The following is an 18,128-nucleotide window of genomic DNA, read 5'->3' as shown; positions in this document are numbered from 1 at the left end:
GGATCCATCGTTTCATCTCTATTTCGCGCAGGAGACTCCCTCTTCAACGACCAAAGGGAGTAAGTGGGAGAGGAATGCGCGTTCCCCCTTTCTTTTGTGTATGATAGAATAAAGACGTGGAGAAAACCGTTCAATAAAGGCACTCCCATAACGGCTGCTCGATGGATGGAGTTGGTTGCAGGAAACGTTGCAACCGTCAAACATCGAGCGTAGGTCTGTCTGTTGTGTGTGGAAGCCAAGTACTGCCAACAGACACTCCCATCTCCAAATGTTCACTTCGACACGGTTCGGTTGGTCAAAGGTCATCCGGAAAAAAGGAAGGGGGAGATAAAGATGAAACCGGTTCGTTTGCGCGGTCATCATTTGCTTTGTGTGCACGGATTTCGCGGCATGGGCTACAGCCCGTCGTTCGTGGAAAAAATGTGGGAGATCGTGGCCCGCATTCGCGATGAACACGACGATTTCCCGATTGAAGTCGTCGCGGCGCTCGATGAGGCGTGCCTCGCCTGCCCGCATCATGGGGAGACAACGTGTGAAGCCGGTCCAAATTCCGATGCCCACGTCCGTTCACTTGACGGAAACGTCATTCGCCATTTAGGCTTGGAGCCAGGCAACGTGTATTGGAAGTCCGAACTGATTCGGCGGACGGCGGAACGGGTCAAGCCGGATGATTTGGACGAGTTATGCCGCGACTGCTCGTGGCTGCCGTACGGCGTCTGCAAAGAAGGAATCGCCAACGTCCGCCGCGGCAATGTGGCGCAAACGTGAGAAGTGATTTGCGGAAAAAGAATCGAAGGACGATGGGAACACGGCGCTGCGCTGAGCCGTCATTCGTTTGTCAAGGTGGGGGGCCTGTTGCAGCGGCATCTGATAGATGCAACGAAGAAGTTTAACATATCCTTGACGGAAAAGCGGTTTGTCCATTTTCGACTGTCGAGGGCAAGCCTGTAGCTTGGAAGACCGAACAACCATCCGCTTCACAGACCCATACTGGGGCTGAAAGCGGCGTTGTTCGGTCGCCAGGCAGTCGATCCAATGCTCGGTAAAAGCGGCAAATGGTAAAGCTTCAAGTGGCATCTATATGTTTTGAAAAGAGTCATGGCCGGCGATGGCGGCAGTTTTAGACGTTGGCGGAAATTTCTAAAAAATGAATAGTCCCATGGGCGGAAAAATGTGATATGATAAACAATTATAGAGACTTTCGACAGAAAGGGTCATGAACGATGAAAGTAGCCAAATTCGGTGGAAGTTCGGTGGCGAGCGCTGCACAATTCCGTAAAGTGGCCGACATCGTCAGCTCGGATATCGAGCGCCGCATCGTCGTCGTGTCGGCGCCGGGGAAACGGTACAAGGACGATGTGAAAGTGACCGATATGCTCATCCAGCTGGCCGAACAAGTTGTGGCTGGCGAGCCGCATGAGGAAACAATGGAAGCGATCGTGAAGCGGTATGCGGACATTGCCAATGAGCTGGGGCTGGAAGCCGACGGCTTTTTGGCCGAGCTTGTCGATGACTTGCAGTCGAAAATCAGCGCCTATCGAAGCGAGCCGCCTCGGTTGTTTGACGCCATGAAAGCGAGCGGCGAAGACCATAACGCAAAGCTCATGGCGCTCTATCTGCAAGATCGCGGGCTTGAGGCGAGCTACGTCAGCCCGCTTGAAGCCGGCATTATCGTCACCGATGAGCCGGGCAACGCCCAAGTGCTTCCGGAGTCGTATGACAAACTGAAGCAGCTGCGCGAACGGCGTGGCGTTTTGGTCATCCCAGGATTTTTCGGCTATTCCCGATCGGGCCATATCGTCACGTTCCCGCGCGGCGGGTCGGATATTACGGGCTCGATCGTCGCCGCAGGCGTCAAAGCGGACGTGTACGAAAACTTTACTGACGTCGATTCGATTTATTGCGTCAACCCGTCGATCGTCGCCGATGCCCGCAAGCTGAAAGAAATCACGTACCGCGAGATGCGTGAGCTGTCGTATTCCGGATTTTCCGTCTTTCATGACGAGGCGCTGGAGCCCGTCTATCGCGCCGGCATTCCCGTTTGCGTAAAAAACACAAACAACCCGGCTGCCCCAGGCACGTGGATCGTCGCCAAGCGCAACCATATCGACGAACCGGTCGCCGGCATTGCGAGCGACACGGGCTTTTGCAGCATCAACATCAGCAAATATTTAATGAACCGCGAAATCGGATTCGGCCGGCGCGTGCTGCAAATTTTAGAAGACGAAGGCATCTCCTACGAACATACGCCGTCCGGCATCGACAACATGTCGGTCATCTTGCGGGCGGATCAGCTCGCGGACGGAAAAGAGGAGCGCATCCTCGCCCGCATCCGCGAAGAGCTTGCCGTCGATGAGGTGACGATTGAGTACGGCTTGGCGCTCATTATGGTCGTCGGCGAAGGAATGGAAAAAACGATCGGGATGGCGGCAAAAGCTACGACTGCGCTCGCTGACGCCAACATCAACTTGGAGATGATCAACCAAGGCTCGTCCGAAGTGAGCATGATGTTCGGCGTCAAAGAAGACGTCGTCAACGAGGCGGTGCGCGCGTTGTACAACGCCTACTTCCAACAGGCAACCGTAAGTCACCTTTCCTAACGCGAAACAGGCGTCCGAAACTCGGGCGCCTATTCTTATGAACCGAGAAGCCCCACTTTCACGCGATCAGCCGAAGGGGGAATGAATCAGCGTCTCCCATCATGGATGTTCCCCAACGCCGCTCAAAGTATCTTGAAAGAAGGACTTCGTTGGAACCGCCAAATCACAGGGACAGACGGGGGATGGTCTAGCTGGCAGTCTGCCTTATGGCGGGTGTTCCCGAGAATCTCCCATCTCTAAGCGTTTGCGTAGGTGGGAGAGCGTTCAAGCGCTCCAAGCCGAGCTTTCTTCTTTTTCCGCTCGTTGGCGTACATAAGAGCGGCATGTTCGGAAAATACTACCAATGTACGTCAAAGAAAGCGGAAGGGAGGAAGAACGAATGCGGCAATGGCTAGGAATGGCCGTGCTTGTCGCTGTTTTCGCTTCGTTTCCGGCTGGAGCGGCGGCCATCAGCCGAAGCGAGCTGGAGCAGTACGCTGAGAGTGTCGGCTGGACGGTGAGCGACTTGTTGGACTATTTAGATCGATACGGCTTGACAGCCGCCGATTTTCGCACCATGGATGAGATGAAACAATGGCTTGGCACGCCCATCACCGACGAGCGGCTTCATGCCGTTCTGCGCCGGCACGGGCTGACGGTCGAGGAGCTCGAGGCGCTGCTTGGCCAGTTTGGCGAAACGGTGCAAGACTACACATTTGTCGAAGACTTAGACCGGGCCATCCGTTTTTACTCGCAGCACAACGCCGCCATGCAGCAAATCAACGACTTGCTTGGGGTGCTCGGGATGACGGAACAAGAAGTGCGCGCCTTCACCCGCCATATCGCCTCGCTTGACGACCCGCAGGTAGCAGAGCGGCTTTTGGCGCTTCGTGAGCGGCTGCGCCCGTTTGCGGAGACGGAAGGGCCGTGGACGGATGAAGAGCGCCACAAACTGCGGGCGATGTGGGAAGAGGGGCTTCGCCTGCTTGAGCTTAAGGCGGACGTGCCGGACATCAAGACGGCCGGAGCGAAGCCCATCCATGTTCGCTTGTACACCCGCCAAGGCGAGAAGGTCGCCGATATCGCCATAACGCGGGAGATGCTCACATCAGGCTACATCGTCCGCGCGGGGGAGAAAGGCGTTGACGCCGGGCTGCTCGCTGTCGAGATGAAAGGAAAGATGTATGGGGAAAAACTGCCGGAGACGGCGTCGCCGTATTTGGCCTATACGTTGGCCGGACTGATGCTCGCTTCCGCCGGGTTCCTTCTTTACCGGCGGGTCGGGCGGCTGAAAGGGTGAAGGAACGTGAACGGCAAGCCCGCGCAGTTTTCGTGGGGGCGCCGGGCCGCCCAATGGGCGGCGCTTTGGGCGATCGTCATCGGGGCGGCGACAGCCGGTTGGAACGGCTATTGGTACACCGTCGGTCGGATGGCGGTCAAGCGGGATGCCCCTGCGCCTTCCTCACCGCCGGCCGCAAGCCTTCCAGCGGAACGTTCGGCGCAAAGAGACGTGCCGCTTGGCGCCCGCCTTGGCGAACTCGCCATTCCGAAGCTCGGGGCGGCGATTCCGGTGTATGAAGGCGTTCGTGAACAAGAATTGCGCCGAGGCGTCGGCCATTATCCGGCGAGCGATTGGCCAGGGGAAAAAGGGCATGTCGTGCTATCCGGGCACCGCGATACGGTGTTCCGCCGCTTTGGCGAGCTTGAGATCGGCGATGCGCTCGTCATTCGAACGGATCGCGCCGCCATCCATTACCGCATCGTCAACATCCGCATCGTTGATGACGACGACCGGACCGTTTTGGTCGACAAAGCGCGCCCAACGCTGACGGTGACGACGTGCTACCCGTTTCGCCTCATCGGCCGCGCTCCGAAACGCTGCATCGTCACCGCCCGCCCGGTCCGGGTTGATGCCCTGGCGTTTCCAAGAGGATGATCCACTTGCCTGCAGGAAGGCAAACAAAAAGGCTGGAAAGTGCGCTCTCCAGCCTTTTACCTTTTCCGTTCCTGCGGCGCCTTGGCATCGATTCGCTCATGCATTTGCTGGCGAAACTCTTGAAGCAGCGCCTCGCCTTGCAGCCCTTTCTTGACAAGGCCGGCCAGCACGACTTCCGCCAAATGGGTGCGCCGCGGGATCATCAGCCCTTCCATCAAGACGCTAATGTGGCCGTTCATTTTCGTGATCGAACGGACGGCGACGAGCATGTTGGCCGGGTCGTTGCTCGTGTGGGTGATCGTCACTTGCAGTTGGAATTCTGGACGCCGCTGCAAGCTCACAAACATTGGCTCATAGTCGTCATCCAAATACGCCTCCACGAGCCAGCGGTTTTGCCCGTCTTCTTTGTTGATGATCAACCCGTCAATAAACGGGATGTCTTGGCGGTGCATGTCGTCGTCGATGACCGAGAGCCCGACAAGCTTGAACGTTTTCATCTCGTCCACCTCGTTACCGTTGTCTTATCCAAGATTATAGCACAGGCGGACGAGGGAAGAAAAACGGGATGCCGCCCCTGTTGCTGAAAAACGATCTGCATGTTTTCCGTCGGATGCCAAAAACGCCATTTTGCCCCGCCATTGTCGACGAAGATTTCGCCTTTTTCGCTGGATTGTATCTATAGAGTGCACAAAAAAATGCAAAAATCGCGATTTTACGACCCAAAACGAGATTCGTTATCATAAAGGTGCGGTGGAGGAAAGGGGGGATGCGCCAACACATGATCAACCAAGTCGTGTTGGTCGGCCGGTTGACGAAAGATCCCGAGCTTCGCTACACGGCCGAAGGGGCTGCCGTCGCGACTGTCACACTGGCGGTGGCCAGAAATTTCCGCAACGCGGAAGGGGGGATTGACGCCGATTTCGTTCCATGCGTTTTATGGCGGAAAACGGCGGAACATACCGCCAATTATTGCCGAAAAGGTTCGATGGTGGCGGTGACGGGGAGAATCCAAACGCGCCGCTACGATAAAAAAGACGGTCAACGCGTCTATGTCACCGAAGTCGTCGCGGAGTCCGTCCAATTTCTCCACTCCGGCAAGAAACCAGAATGGCCGGAGCACGTATAGTCGTTTCCCCATACATGCCTTTCAAAGCGAATCCCCAAGAGAAAGAACGTGTCCCCAAACACTCCCCAACGGATGGCGCTAGCACGTTGTTGTTAGCGCTTTTTTCAGCGTGCGGGGGGAGCTACATGAGCTCGGAGCACTCTTTTACGATTGTCATGATCATCGTTTCGACATGTTTTCGCTTTTTATCCGGCAGCTTCGCGAGCGTGTACACTGCTTCGCTCATCTCTTGGTTATGAAGCAAGTAGTCCAACGCCGCCAGCACTGTTTCGTGCACGTCCGCCGTTCCGTACATGTCCGTCACTTCGCGCAACAGCTCGCGCTGGCGCGTTTCGCCGCCAAGCAAAAAATCGGCGCTGACGTCAAACAACTGGCAGAGCTTCTCAAGCGACTGCACATCGGGAAGCAAACTGCCGTTTTCCCATTTGCTGATTTGCGAACGCGATACATTCAGTTGCTCGGCCAGCTCTTCCTGTGTCCAGCGCCGTTCTTTTCGCAATCGTTTGAGCGTTTCCCCAAGGTTTGTCATCGTTTGTCACCACGCTTTTCATCATTACTCTTTAAAGATAGAAAAGCGCGGAGGTAATGGTTGTTCCTTTTTGGACCATTTATTTCTTCGTTTCCAAATTAGAACATATTTGTCGATTATTCTGTCGTTCGGCCTCTTTTTTGCCCAGGAAACACATAGTACAATTAGTTAAAAATAGGAAATTTATAAGCAAAAAGAGGGGGTCAAGGTGAATATCTATCTTGCCGATTTTGTCATTTGTGAACGAAACGGGCAGAAGCATACGCAAAACATGTACCGTATCTATATTAAGGAAATGAAAAATCCGTTTTCCGTGCGGCTGAAAACGATCGCCCCGGCCAGTTTCACCGATTCGCTGCGCTCGCTGAAAAATGAAGGTGGACGGATGCGTTTTGCATCGGAAGGCGAGGCGCTGTTCCGCACGATCACCTGCTCAAAGGAAGCTCAGCTCTATTTTGTATTTAAATGCACAAGCCAATTGTACATGTTTATCGTCAAGCTCGATCTTCGCCAAAAAAAGTTTACCGTCGCCCTTTATGAGTGGAACGAACCGAGGCAAAAATACATCCCGATCCGTGCAGATGAATGGCTGGCGATAGAAAAACAGCTCATTTATGAAGTGCTGCAGTCGATTTACCTTGTCGATGACCGGCATGTATCGCACTTGTTCGCCAATCTGTCGCGTCCGAAACGGGGAACACCCCATTCCGGTTCATGATCTTCTTTCTTCTCCCAATGGAAAAAAGCATTTCCTTTCATGGCTTTCATACGATATACTGAAAATTAGAACATTGCCGCGCCTCATCTTGAACATCCACTCAGGACAAGACGACAACAAACGAAAGGGGCGGCGAAGGGAGAGGACGCATCCGTGAAACCGAATCACGCCTTCTTTGCCGCTGCCATGGTTTCGTCCTTTTTTCTTGCCCCGGATGACAGCCAGGCGGCGGAATGGAAAAAAGGCATGAGTTCCCCTGAAATCACACAAATCCAGCAGCGTTTAAAGGAACAAGGCTTTTTTACATACCCAAAAGCGACCGGCTACTTTGGCGCCATCACCGAAGAAGCCGTCAAGGCATTCCAACGGGCGATGAACTTGCCGGCGACCGGCATCGTCGATGACGCCACCTACGCGAAGCTGAAAAAGCCTGCGTCAAACAACACGCTCGCCATCGGTTCCCGCGGTGCGGCCGTCAGTGATTTGCAACGCCGGCTGAAACAGCTCGGCTATTTTCGCTATCCGCAAATCACCGGCTACTATGGCGCGGTGACCGCCGATGCGGTGAAGCAGTTTCAACAGGCGAACGGACTTCCCGCCACCGGCCGGGCGGATCGGGCAACGCTTGAGCGGCTGAAGCAAAAAGCAACAAGTCAGCCGGCCACGTCATCTGACGCGCTGACGATCGGTTCGCGCGGCGACGACGTCCGCAAGCTGCAGCAGCAGCTTAAACAACTCGGCTACTTTACGTATTCGGACATCACCGGCTACTATGGGGTGCTGACCGCCGACGCGGTCCGCCGCTTTCAACGCGACAACGGCCTGCCAGTGACCGGCGCGGTCGACAACCAAACCGCCGCCCGCCTCGCGAGCGCAGTAAAAGCGAAAACGACCTCCCCTGCACCGATCGAACGCGAGCGTCAAGCGGTTCGCCTCTCAATCGGCGCGCTCGGCGAAGACGTCAAGCGCATTCAGACGAAGCTCAAAGAGCTCGGCTACTTCTGGACGGCCATCACCGGCTACTACGGCACCGCCACCGCCGATGCCGTCCGCCGTTTCCAACAAGCGGCCCAACTCCCCGCAACCGGCGTCGTGGACGGCGAAACATACGAGCGCCTGATCGGACAAGCCCCTGCGGCGAAGCTGGACGTCATCGAACTCGTCGCCGATGCGGCCGAACTGCTCGGCGTCCCGTACGTTTGGGGCGGCGATGCGCCGGAAGAGGGGTTTGACTGCAGCGGCTTCATTTTCTATCTCTTTCAGCAACAAGGCGTCCCATCCCGCGCACCGTCGCCTTGATGTGGAGTGCAGGCGCATCGGTTTCCGCCCCGGAAGTCGGCGACATCGTCTTTTTCGCCACGACCACGAGCGGCCCATCGCATGCCGGCATCTATATCGGCAACGGCCAGTTCATCCATAGCGGCGCCTCGACCGGCGTGACGACGAGCCGCCTCGACCAACCGTATTGGAAACAGCGGTACTTGGGGGCGAAGCGGTTATTTTAGCATGCTATATAGATGCAACGAAGAAGTTTACCATATCCTTGACGGAAAAGCGGTTTGTCCCTTTTCGACTGTCGCAGGCAAGCCACCAGGCTTCTCCGTCACGCCTTGGCGTGACGGAGGACCGAACAACCACCTGCTTCACAGACTCATGTCTGTGAAGCGGCGTTGTTCGGTCGCCCGACAGTCGATCAAACGCCCGCTAAAAGCTGCAAATGGTAAAGCTTCAAATTGCATCTATATAGAACGACACCGATGACCAAAATGAGGAGGAAAACGAAGATGAAACATGCATCCCAAATGGCAGCCGCCATCTGCCTCGCCGCCGCCATCGCCCTCGGAGGAAATGGGCAAACGGTTGACGCCGCCGTCCAATGGGGGCAAGTCCAATGGAAACAAGGCATGATCGGCAAAGTCGTCATTTTGCGCGACACGCCTCTATACCGCCTGAACGGAGCAGCATGGCAGTCCGCCATGACGGCGAAACAAGGGCGCGAGTATCGCGTCTACAGCCAAAAACGGGCAGGCGGCGCCGTCTATTACAGCCTCGGCGGCGGACTGTATGCCAAACAAGGGGACGCCATCCAATACGTGCCGTTCACAAAAGACGAACTTCTCGCCCTTGTCGCCCGCTCATTGAAAGGGCAGTACATTCTTCAGGCAGGAAAGGAATCCGTCCCGTTCGTCATTGAGCGGCAAAAAGGCAGCCGCTTGTTCGGCTGGTACTTATACGGCCAAAATATGTCATTGCCGCTTGAAGGCCGCATCGATGGCGCGACGGTGACACTCTCCATTTATTTCAACGACAACACCGAAGCGATCGCCGACTCGATCTCTTACTTAAAAGCGTACAACGTGCCGAAGGAAGAGATCGAAAAAATCGCCGAACAGCTCGCCAACAGCGGCGATTACGCCATGCAGCTGCAATTTTCCATCACGAACAGCCCGGAACAATTCGCAGGACAGTTCCGCTTTCTCGATTTGTACTTGGATGACCGTTATGACGTCGTCAAAATGACGCTTGGCCAACCGATGGACGTCACGGTGAAGAAAAACGATTGATGTTTTTGCACAAAATGTTTGCCAACCAAAACCATCAAACTGCCAAAATATTGTTCTAAATTTCTGTTACAGGCATATTCATATCAATGTCGCCATCGATGGCAATAATTTCAATGGCATATTCTCTAAAAAATTTGTATTTAGGGCTAGAATTTAGAAGAAAAATGTATTATTATAGGAGACGTGGAGCATTAAGGAATGATGTGAAAGTGCTAGCACTGGATGATAGCCTTGCTAATAAGTCTATCATCTGGACACACAGGATGATCTTGGTTCATGTTAGCACCTTTTAGGCAATGAATCTACTAAACGGCAGCCGTTTAGGATCATTGTCTTAAAGTTTCATAAAAATGAAGGGGGATTTTAGGCTTTATGGACAAGAAGAAAGCAGTCAAACTCGCCACAGCCAGCGCTGTAGCAGCGAGCGCTTTCGTCGCCGCCAACCCGCACGCTTCCCAAGCAGCAACGGACGTGGCGACGGTCGTGAGCCAAGCGAAAGCGCAATTTAAAGCAGCGTATTATGCGTACAGCCACACGGTAACGGAAACGGGCAAACTCCCGAACATCAGCGACGTATATGCCGCCTACAACAAAGCGAAACAAGCGTATGCAAACGCGGTCGCTGTCGTGAACAAAGCCGGCGGCGCGAAAAAAGACGCGTATTTGGCTGATTTGCAAGCTACATACGAAACGTATGTATTCAAAGCCAACCCGAAATCGGGCGAAGCACGCGTGGCTACGTACATCGACGCTTACAACTACGCAGTCAAGCTTGACGGTCTGCGTCAAGATCTGGCGAAAGCTGTCGAAGCAAAAGACTTGAAAAAGGCAGAAGAGCTCTACCACAAAATTTCGTACGAGCTCAAAACGCGCACGGTCATTCTCGACCGCGTCTACGGCCAATCGACGCGCGACCTGCTTCGTTCCCAATACAAAAACGAAGCGCAAAAACTGCGCGACAGCTTGATCTACGACATCACGGTCTCGATCAAAGCGCGTGAAGCGCAAGACGCCGTCAAAGCAGGCAACTTGGACAAAGCAAAAGCCGCGCTTGACCAAGTCAACCAATACGTATCGAAAGTAACCGATGCGTTCAAAGCCGAACTGCAAAAAGCAGCGCAAGACGCCAACGCGGCGTATGAAGCGGCGCTTCCTTTCAAAGTTGAGAGTGTTGCCGTCGTAAATGCTAAACAAATTGAAATTAAACTGAATAAAGCAGTCGACACTTCAACAGCAAGCAATAAAAATAACTATAAAGTTCAAAAAAGCTCTGATAACAGCGCTACAGCACTTGCAACGTTGGATGGCTCTGCTGACATTTCGATATCTGATGATGGTAAAACTGTAACGATTACAACAACTAATGGAATCATTTCACAGTTCAGCGTTGCCAATGATGCTCCGTTCAAGTTTATCGTCGAGAATTTGAAAGATAAATATGGCAAAACGTTAGATTCATACTCGACTAATTTAGTTGTGAAAGATACAGTGGCGCCGACATTGAAAGATGTGAAAGCTACTGCGAAATCTACAACGACAAGAGTGACGCTTGTATTTAGCGAGCCGGTTCAAACTAACGGGGCAATTGCCTATGTGGGCGGCCAAGCTGCTTCAGTTCAACCAGGTTCAAATGTAAACGAAGTGATTTTGACAACAGCTCAGGCGCTTGAAGCTGGAAAAACATATGACTTGACATTGCTCAATTTTAAAGATTACGCAAACAATTTCTTACAGCCGAATCCGACGACGAAATCGTTTACTGTATCCAGTGATGCAGTGGCGCCGACTGTGCAGGATGTCAAAGTTGTCCGTGACAACCTCATTGAAGTGACATTCGACAAAGCGATGGACGCATCGACATTCGCAGGTTATACACGGGTGCTCGATTTGAACGGCAATCCACAAGGTGGAGTGATCACGGCGACTATTAAATCGGGCACGGCAGGCAAAACGGTTCGCTTAGCGTTGGGAAGCGCAGTTCCGTTTAACGACAGCGGGGTGTTCTCTGGTACTCTCGTGCTTGGGAACGGTATCAAAGATGTTAACGGTAACGCGAAATCCGCTACGACGCACAGCATCACCTTGACAAAAGATACTGCTCGTCCAACAGTGGCTGGTGCTTCTTATGTTGCTGCTGGCGGCCAATATGCAGGCAATACGTATACGAACGGTGCCATTGTTTTGAGATTCAATGAGGACGTAGCGAAAATTGGCTCCGACTTCAGATTGATCACAGCTGGAGGCGAAGATTTCACGAGCCGTTTGAATGCTGGCGGTGCTGCAGTAAACAATGATGATAACACAGAAGTCATTATTCCGCTTAACAGCTCTTTGAGCGCTGGGACGTATACATTGCGAGTTGGCAATGACGTTGTGAAAGATTTGTCCACTCAAGAAAATCGGAACGCAGCAGCTGTTACAACCTTTACGGTCGGCGCTTCGTCGGACAGCTCCAAGCCAGTGGTGAATGAAACATCTGTATCGGCTGCAGCTGCAACAAACCAAACGTCCGGCACGACAATCTCGCTGACGATGACGGACAACGTCGGCTTGGATTTGGCCACAGTTCAAGATGTCAACAACTACTTGTTAAACGGCAAGCCGTTGCCGTCTGGAAGTTATGTAACGATTGCGCATAACGGCGGAAGCTCAAGCAGTGCAGCAACAAACATTACTGTTACGCTCAATATTCCAGCGAAATCGATCACGAAAGACGGCACGTATGCATTGAATATTAATAACATTAAAGACAAGGCTGGAAACATCGCTGATCCGAAAGTGGCAAACGTGCGTTTGAATGACGATGTTTCGCCTGAATTGAAAACAGCAACTATTTCCAGCAATGGATTACTCGTCCTTGGCTTCTCGGAATCTGTAAATCAAGTGGGAGCTAGTACGCCTTCTGACTTCCAGTTTGTCATCAATGGTGTAGAAGTCGCAACTACGTACAACGCTAACATCGTTCAATTTGACAATGGTACTGGAACTGACGCTGGCAAATATGTCGTCACCTTTAAAGCAAAAGTAGATAAAGGTGCTGACAATAATGAAGCAACTACTGCAGATAACCGCTTGTACTTGGATGTAAACGGAAATAATGCGTTTGATTCCGGAGATATTCTCGTTCAAACGGGAACGACCAAAGCGGTTGGTGATGCAACGCTTGATGTTAACTTGCTGTCTGCTTTGAAAGTAAAAGTCGTGAACAACGCTGCTGTTAAAGATCAAAGCACCCTTCAAAATCCGATTCAAGTTGGAACGACAATTACAGTTAAGTGATGTTGGCGGAAAGAGGGTCCACCCTGGACCCTCTTTTTTGCATTCCGAATGTGTTTTCCCCTTGCTGATCGGCTGAGGATATGATGGTTACCTTGATGAGTTGCAATGTGAAAGTCGGAGGGCAGATTGATGAATAAAAGCGATCATCATACTCTCCTCCTTAACTGTCAGAAAAACATCAAGGAGCCTCATTGTTTTAAGGACGTTAAAAATCGAGACAATCTGATTTTGGTTTGAATTAGTACTGTCCTCCTAATTCCGAAAAAAGGGAAAAATGGTACAATAAAAAGAGAGACAAGTCCGCGCTGGCTTTAATGGTGGAACTAAGGGAACGAATAGTTTCGTCTCCATCAATTGCGGTAGGGAGAGGGATGGGCAGCTATGGAGATATACGTGGCGAGGCAGCCGATATTCGATGTTGAACGGAATGTGGTGGGGTACGAGCTGTTTTACCGAAGCGGTAAGGGCAATTTTTATGATGGGTTGAATGAGGACCAAGCTACCTTGGAAGTGCTGATTAACAGTTTTATGAACATTGGGATTGAGAAGTTGACCAATGGAAAGCCATGTTTTGTTAATTTTACAGAGAATTTGTTAAAATATGAAGTGCCCTTGCAGTTTCCGCCTGCGGCGATCGTGGTGGAAATTTTGGAGACGATCTCGATGTCAAACTGGCTTTTGTCTGTGTGCCGTAAGTTGAAGTCCCGTGGATACACGATCGCGCTCGATGATTTTGTGTTAGATGGCTCTTATCTTCCACTGTTTCCATACATAGATCTCGTCAAAGTAGATCTTTCTCGTGTTTCCATACAGGACGCATCGTCGTTCATGAAGATATCGAACAGGTTAGGAGTGAAATGGCTGGCGGAAAAAGTGGAGACGTACGAACAATTTTGGCGGGCTGCTGAAATGGGATTCGTGTATTTCCAAGGTTTCTTCTTTAGTAAACCCGTAATTTACAGGGATAAAGCCCTTCCATTTAGCTCCTATCTATCCTATTGGGCGCTGTTGGGGCGTTTGAACAAGGATGATCCGAATATTCATAAAATTGCAGAGATGATCGAGCGCGATCTAGCGCTTACGTACCGATTATTGAAATTGGCGAATTCGATGATCGTGTCGCATCGCCCAAAAATTAAATCAATCCGTCATGCAATCATGGTATTGGGCATCAATGAGCTGAAAAAGTGGATCTCCGTATTGGCTTTGCGAGAGTTGTACGATTTGCATGTTCAAGATGGGCAGAAGCATCTGTATGAAGAAATTGTCACATTGTCCTTTATTAGAGGAAAAGCTTGCGAATTGCTAGGGGGCCTATTGGGCTATGAACAGGACAAGGCTAGTTTGTTTTTAATGGGGATTTGTTCGCTGTTGGACGTTCTATTGCATCAGCCATTGTCGGAAATTTTAGATGAGCTGAATATTCATGATGATATACAAGCTTGTCTCCTGCATAGAACAGGCCGCTTTTGTGCTGTCTATGACCTAGTTTGGTGCATGGAGCGAGGGGAATGGGAGCAGATGGCGCGCCTATGTGGGCGATTGGGCTTGATGGAGGATAAGGTATTGTCGTGCTACCAGGAAGCCATTGAGTGGGCTGTGCGGGTGCAGGGAATTTTGTAGCTGTGGCTATTTAGGAAAGAACGTACTTCGGCTGATGGAGCGTCGACATTTGACTGGCACCACGTGTAAAAAATACACCGTTCTGCAGTGTAAAGTGCAGAGCGTAAGGTAAAGAAAAAATCTCGCCAGCTCTTCAGTTGCTGTAGAAATGAAAGGAAAGGGTGTCCCCAGACGGCGGGACACTTTTTTACATTAACGGAGAATGTTGATGGATGTGTTCTCCAGAGGCTACGATCATGGTGAATGATGGATTCTTTTTCACTATCCCCCGAGACAGACTGTGTTTTCCTAATTTTCGTCTCCCTTGAAATCATGAAGGTGATGGCTTCTTGCTGAGCTTGAAGATCCGAAGCAGGATTCCATACTTTGATTGCGTTTTCTGTTGTTTTTGGTAAGCTGCTGTGAAGGATTTAGGTGTTTTTTTCTAATAATTTTGTGTTTTTTGTGATATGATGACAATGGTACAAATTTTTCGAATCACTAAAGGGGGATGGGCATTGCAAAAACGGAAGAAATACGCGGCGGCGAGCGTGGTGTTGGCGTTGGGGCTGCTTGCTCCGGCTGTGTTGCCGACCGCAGCGGGCGCGGAAGACCGAGATGTCGTCAAGCTGCGCATTTTAGAGACGACGGACGTACATATGAATCTTGTCAACTACGATTATTTCAAAGATAGTCCGACGAATGAGTTCGGGTTGTCGAAAACGGCGCGTTTGATCGAGCAGGCGCGCGCTGAGCAGCCGAATACGCTTCTGTTTGACAACGGAGATTTGATTCAAGGAACGCCGCTTGGCGACTATGTGGCGAAAGTGAAGCCGCTGCAAGATGGCGAAGTGCATCCAGCGGTGAAACTGTTGCATTTGTTGAAGTACGATGCGGCGACGGTTGGGAACCATGAGTTCAACTATGGCTTGGATTTCCTCAATGAAGTGTATGACGATGCCAAGCTGCCGATCGTGAATGCGAACGTGTACCGTGACGATCATGACCAAAATCCGGATAACGATGTCAACTATTTCACGCCGTATCAAATTTTAGAGAAAGAAGTCGTTGATGAAGACGGGGAGAAGCATACGCTGAAGATCGGCGTCATCGGCTTTGTGCCGCCGCAAATTATGGATTGGGACAAAGCGAATTTGCAAGGGAAAGTGATTGCGAAAGACATTGTGCAGTCGGCGCAAAAGTATATTCCAAAAATGAAAGCGGAAGGGGCCGATTTGATCGTTGTGCTATCGCACTCAGGCATTGAGACCGGCGGAAACATCCCGAATATGGAAAACGCATCGTATTATTTAACGCAAATTCCGGGGGTCGACGCCGTGTTGACCGGCCACCAGCATAAAAAATTCCCGGCCCTTCCAGGCACAACACCAGATTTTCCGGACGGAAACGGAATCAACAATGAAACCGGCACGATCAACGGTGTTCCGGTGACGATGCCGGGTTCATGGGGCGATACGCTCGGCGTGATCGACTTGACGGTCGAGCAAGTCGACGGGAAATGGAAAGTGACGCAAGCGAAAGCCCAACTCCGTCCAGTGTATGACAAGGCGACGAAAACGCCGCTTGTCGACAGCGACCCGGCCGTTGAGCAGGCGATCCAAGCGGAACATGAAGCGACGATTCAGTACGTCCGCAGCCCGGTTGGAAAAACAACGAGCCCGATCAACAGCTATTTTGCGCTTATCAAAGACGATCCGTCTGTGCAAATCGTCACGAATGCGCAAAAATGGTATGTCGAAAAGATGTTGAAAGGGACGAAATATGAAGGCCTTCCGGTGCTGTCGGCCGGCGCTCCGTTCAAAGCCGGCGGACGCGGTGGGGCGAGCTATTATACCGACATCCCGGCAGGGGAAATCGCCATTAAAAACGTTGCTGATTTGTACTTGTATCCGAACACGGTGTATGCGCTGAAAATTACGGGAGCCGAGTTGAAAGAATGGCTTGAGTGGTCGGCGGGGCAATTCAACCAAATCGACCCGAACAAGACAGACGTTCAGCCGCTCGTCAACAACGATTTCCCGACGTACAACTTCGACATTATGGATGGAGTGACGTACGAGATCGATGTCACCGAGCCGGCGAAATACGACAAAAACCAAAATGTGATCAATCCGAACGCGAACCGGATTAAAAACTTGAAATTCGAAGGCAAGCCAGTGACGCCGAACATGGAATTTATCGTCGCAACGAACAACTATCGGGCGACGACAAACCGGATCATCAATCCGGGCGGGAAAAACACGATTTTGGCTGCGCCGGATGAAAACCGGCAAGTGATCATCGACTACATTCGGGAAAACGGAACGATCAACCCGTCGGCAGATGGCAACTGGCGGTTTGCGCCAGTGAAAGGGAAAGCGCCGGTGACCGTCACGTTTGAATCGTCGCCGGAAGCGCAAAAATACTTGCCGCAAGACGGCAGCATCCGCTATGTCGCCACTTTGCCGAGCGGATTTGCCCAATATGAATTTGCCTTGCCGCTTTGGAGGGAAGAAAAGCCCAACCCGCCCAAGCAGCCGGAGAAGCCAACCACTCCTCCAGGCCAAGTGAAAAAAGTGTATTGGGATGGCGTGGAGTTGAAAAAAGGGCAAATCGGCCGCTTGACGGTGCAAAAGCCGATCAATCTATGGAAGCGGACGAAGGATGGGCGCCTTGTGTTCGTCCGCATCTTACAGCCTGGGGAAGTGTACCGCGTCTACGGGTATGACGCGCGCTTCGGCGGGCAGTACGCGGTCGGCGGCGGGTATTACGTGACCGACATCGACACGCACATCCGCTACGAAACGCCGTCAAAGGAGAAGTTGAAGTTGGTGAATGGGGAGTAAGCAAGAAAGCGAGGCTGTCCGAATGAATGGGGCAGCCTCGCTTTTTGCACGTTATTGTTCACTCGTGACCGTAACCGCCAACCCGTCCGCATCATAGGAAAGGGCAATCACAAGGCCGTCTTTGTGAAATACGAGTGCAGGCGGGTAGCCTTGGCCAGAATCGGACTGTTCATACTGGTTTCCAAATAGCGTGATGAGCTGTTGTTTCAGATTGTTGTAAATCGCTGTGAGCTGATCGTTTGTGTACTCCTTTCCGGCATCGAACGAGTAGCCGTAGAAGGCCAGCTTTCCGTTTTCAAATCCGTAGACGAGCAGCGTATCGTATCCAAAAAGAGAAGTCGAATAGACCCAGGCTTGGCCGCCGTCTATATTTTCCTGCGTGATAAATTTTGCGGTTTCCAACTTCTTGACTTGAGAAGCGGACATGCCGAGCTTGACTCCGCGGAACAGTTGCTCCATTTTGACTTGATTGAGTTTGGCTTTGGACGGCGTTTCGTATTTTACCCGGGCATCGCGATCGACATAATATCCGCCGCCCAACCCTAACATGCCAGGTTTAAACGTGTAAATGCGATAGACTCCACCGGCTTTTAACGTTTTTATGTAAACTTTCTTCTCTCCTTGCAACTTATAAAGCTCGGTATCTTTTAAAACAGTCAACTTGCCGATCTGTCCCTGCACCAATTCCATGCCGTTCCACCAAACTTTTGCTTGCGCATCGTGGGCGTGAAATGGCGACAGAAGGATTCCGGCGCTTAGCGCTGAGACGGCTAGAAATTTTTTCATGATCTTCATAAAGTATGCTCCTCTCTTACAAAGATGGAAGAATAATATGATCCATTTTAACCTATCTTTCACTCTTTAGCCAAGTCCGTTGGAAATCTTGTTTGACGAAATGTTGACCTTTGCACCGCCAAAGCGACCTCTTTTTCGTTGAAATCATTCTTTT

General features: G+C 51.6%; 13 protein-coding genes and 1 pseudogene. 11 read left to right on the top strand and 3 right to left on the bottom strand.

Annotated elements, in window-relative coordinates; all coding sequences use genetic code 11:
• The first annotated feature begins 333 nt into the window (after window positions 1-333).
• The 4 genes from A0V43_RS13815 (at window position 334) to A0V43_RS13800 (ending at window position 4,515) form a co-directional block, all read left to right on the top strand.
• Window positions 334-768 carry a DUF1284 domain-containing protein gene (locus A0V43_RS13815; RefSeq protein ID WP_011232666.1) on the top strand — a complete coding sequence of 145 codons (435 nt, stop codon included), beginning with the start codon at window positions 334-336 and terminating at the stop codon, window positions 766-768.
• Window positions 769-1,223: 455 nt separating this feature from the next.
• Window positions 1,224-2,600: an aspartate kinase gene (locus A0V43_RS13810; RefSeq protein WP_063193360.1), complete on the top strand. Its 1,377-nt coding sequence runs from the start codon at window positions 1,224-1,226 to the stop codon at window positions 2,598-2,600.
• Window positions 2,601-2,979: 379 nt separating this feature from the next.
• Complete coding sequence (locus A0V43_RS13805; RefSeq protein ID WP_063193359.1) at window positions 2,980-3,879, top strand: processed acidic surface protein; 900 nt, start codon at window positions 2,980-2,982, stop codon at window positions 3,877-3,879.
• Window positions 3,880-3,885: 6 nt separating this feature from the next.
• Window positions 3,886-4,515 carry a class D sortase gene (locus tag A0V43_RS13800; protein ID WP_063193358.1) on the top strand — a complete coding sequence of 210 codons (630 nt, stop codon included), beginning with the start codon at window positions 3,886-3,888 and terminating at the stop codon, window positions 4,513-4,515.
• A gap of 56 nt (window positions 4,516-4,571) precedes the next feature.
• On the opposite strand, the gene A0V43_RS13795 is transcribed toward A0V43_RS13800, so the two are convergent.
• Window positions 4,572-5,012: a YwpF-like family protein gene (locus A0V43_RS13795; RefSeq protein ID WP_013146485.1), complete on the bottom strand. Its 441-nt coding sequence runs from the start codon at window positions 5,010-5,012 to the stop codon at window positions 4,572-4,574.
• Window positions 5,013-5,281: 269 nt separating this feature from the next.
• On the opposite strand from A0V43_RS13795, the gene ssb reads away from it, so the two are divergent.
• A complete protein-coding gene (ssb, locus tag A0V43_RS13790) occupies window positions 5,282-5,641 on the top strand; it encodes a single-stranded DNA-binding protein (protein WP_011232661.1) in 360 nt (119 codons plus the stop codon).
• A 121-nt stretch (window positions 5,642-5,762) separates the two neighbouring features.
• Here ssb and A0V43_RS13785 read toward each other — a convergent pair whose 3' ends face one another.
• Window positions 5,763-6,170, bottom strand: a complete 408-nt coding sequence (locus A0V43_RS13785) for a helix-turn-helix domain-containing protein (protein WP_063193357.1) — start codon at window positions 6,168-6,170, stop codon at window positions 5,763-5,765.
• 208 nt (window positions 6,171-6,378) lie between these two features.
• On the opposite strand from A0V43_RS13785, the gene A0V43_RS13780 reads away from it, so the two are divergent.
• The 6 genes and pseudogenes from A0V43_RS13780 (at window position 6,379) to A0V43_RS13755 (ending at window position 17,179) form a co-directional block, all read left to right on the top strand.
• Window positions 6,379-6,888, top strand: a complete 510-nt coding sequence (locus A0V43_RS13780; RefSeq protein ID WP_063193356.1) for a hypothetical protein — start codon at window positions 6,379-6,381, stop codon at window positions 6,886-6,888.
• 153 nt (window positions 6,889-7,041) lie between these two features.
• Window positions 7,042-8,393, top strand: a pseudogene (locus tag A0V43_RS13775) (C40 family peptidase).
• A gap of 279 nt (window positions 8,394-8,672) precedes the next feature.
• A complete protein-coding gene (locus A0V43_RS13770; protein ID WP_063193355.1) occupies window positions 8,673-9,452 on the top strand; it encodes a hypothetical protein in 780 nt (259 codons plus the stop codon).
• 372 nt (window positions 9,453-9,824) lie between these two features.
• Window positions 9,825-12,731, top strand: a complete 2,907-nt coding sequence (locus A0V43_RS13765; protein ID WP_063193354.1) for an Ig-like domain-containing protein — start codon at window positions 9,825-9,827, stop codon at window positions 12,729-12,731.
• Between the two features lie 381 nt (window positions 12,732-13,112).
• On the top strand, window positions 13,113-14,354 hold the full coding sequence (locus tag A0V43_RS13760) for an EAL and HDOD domain-containing protein (protein ID WP_063193353.1): 1,242 nt from the start codon (window positions 13,113-13,115) through the stop codon (window positions 14,352-14,354).
• A 497-nt stretch (window positions 14,355-14,851) separates the two neighbouring features.
• Entirely contained in the window at window positions 14,852-17,179 is a 2,328-nt protein-coding gene (locus tag A0V43_RS13755) for a bifunctional 2',3'-cyclic-nucleotide 2'-phosphodiesterase/3'-nucleotidase (RefSeq protein WP_063193352.1), read from the top strand.
• A 51-nt stretch (window positions 17,180-17,230) separates the two neighbouring features.
• Here the strand turns inward: A0V43_RS13755 and A0V43_RS13750 are convergent, their stop codons facing one another.
• Window positions 17,231-17,974: a hypothetical protein gene (locus A0V43_RS13750; RefSeq protein WP_063193351.1), complete on the bottom strand. Its 744-nt coding sequence runs from the start codon at window positions 17,972-17,974 to the stop codon at window positions 17,231-17,233.
• Window positions 17,975-18,128 lie beyond the last annotated feature (154 nt).

Source organism: Geobacillus sp. JS12, from assembly GCF_001592395.1.
Lineage (GTDB): Bacteria > Bacillota > Bacilli > Bacillales > Anoxybacillaceae > Geobacillus > Geobacillus zalihae.
Note: the sequence above shows the minus strand (reverse complement) of the source record. Positions and strands in the feature narration are given on the sequence as shown.

Excerpts from the sequence above, each read along its gene's own strand:
- A0V43_RS13815 (WP_011232666.1), top strand. The coding sequence starts at position 334 with ATGAAACCGGTTCGTTTGCGCGGTCATCATTTGCTTTGTGTGCACGGA.
- A0V43_RS13810 (WP_063193360.1), top strand. The coding sequence starts at position 1,224 with ATGAAAGTAGCCAAATTCGGTGGAAGTTCGGTGGCGAGCGCTGCACAA.
- A0V43_RS13805 (WP_063193359.1), top strand. The coding sequence starts at position 2,980 with ATGCGGCAATGGCTAGGAATGGCCGTGCTTGTCGCTGTTTTCGCTTCG.
- A0V43_RS13795 (WP_013146485.1), bottom strand. The coding sequence starts at position 5,012 with ATGAAAACGTTCAAGCTTGTCGGGCTCTCGGTCATCGACGACGACATG.
- ssb (WP_011232661.1), top strand. The coding sequence starts at position 5,282 with ATGCGCCAACACATGATCAACCAAGTCGTGTTGGTCGGCCGGTTGACG.
- A0V43_RS13785 (WP_063193357.1), bottom strand. The coding sequence starts at position 6,170 with ATGACAAACCTTGGGGAAACGCTCAAACGATTGCGAAAAGAACGGCGC.
- A0V43_RS13770 (WP_063193355.1), top strand. The coding sequence starts at position 8,673 with ATGAAACATGCATCCCAAATGGCAGCCGCCATCTGCCTCGCCGCCGCC.
- A0V43_RS13765 (WP_063193354.1), top strand. The coding sequence starts at position 9,825 with ATGGACAAGAAGAAAGCAGTCAAACTCGCCACAGCCAGCGCTGTAGCA.
- A0V43_RS13760 (WP_063193353.1), top strand. The coding sequence starts at position 13,113 with ATGGAGATATACGTGGCGAGGCAGCCGATATTCGATGTTGAACGGAAT.
- A0V43_RS13750 (WP_063193351.1), bottom strand. The coding sequence starts at position 17,974 with ATGAAGATCATGAAAAAATTTCTAGCCGTCTCAGCGCTAAGCGCCGGA.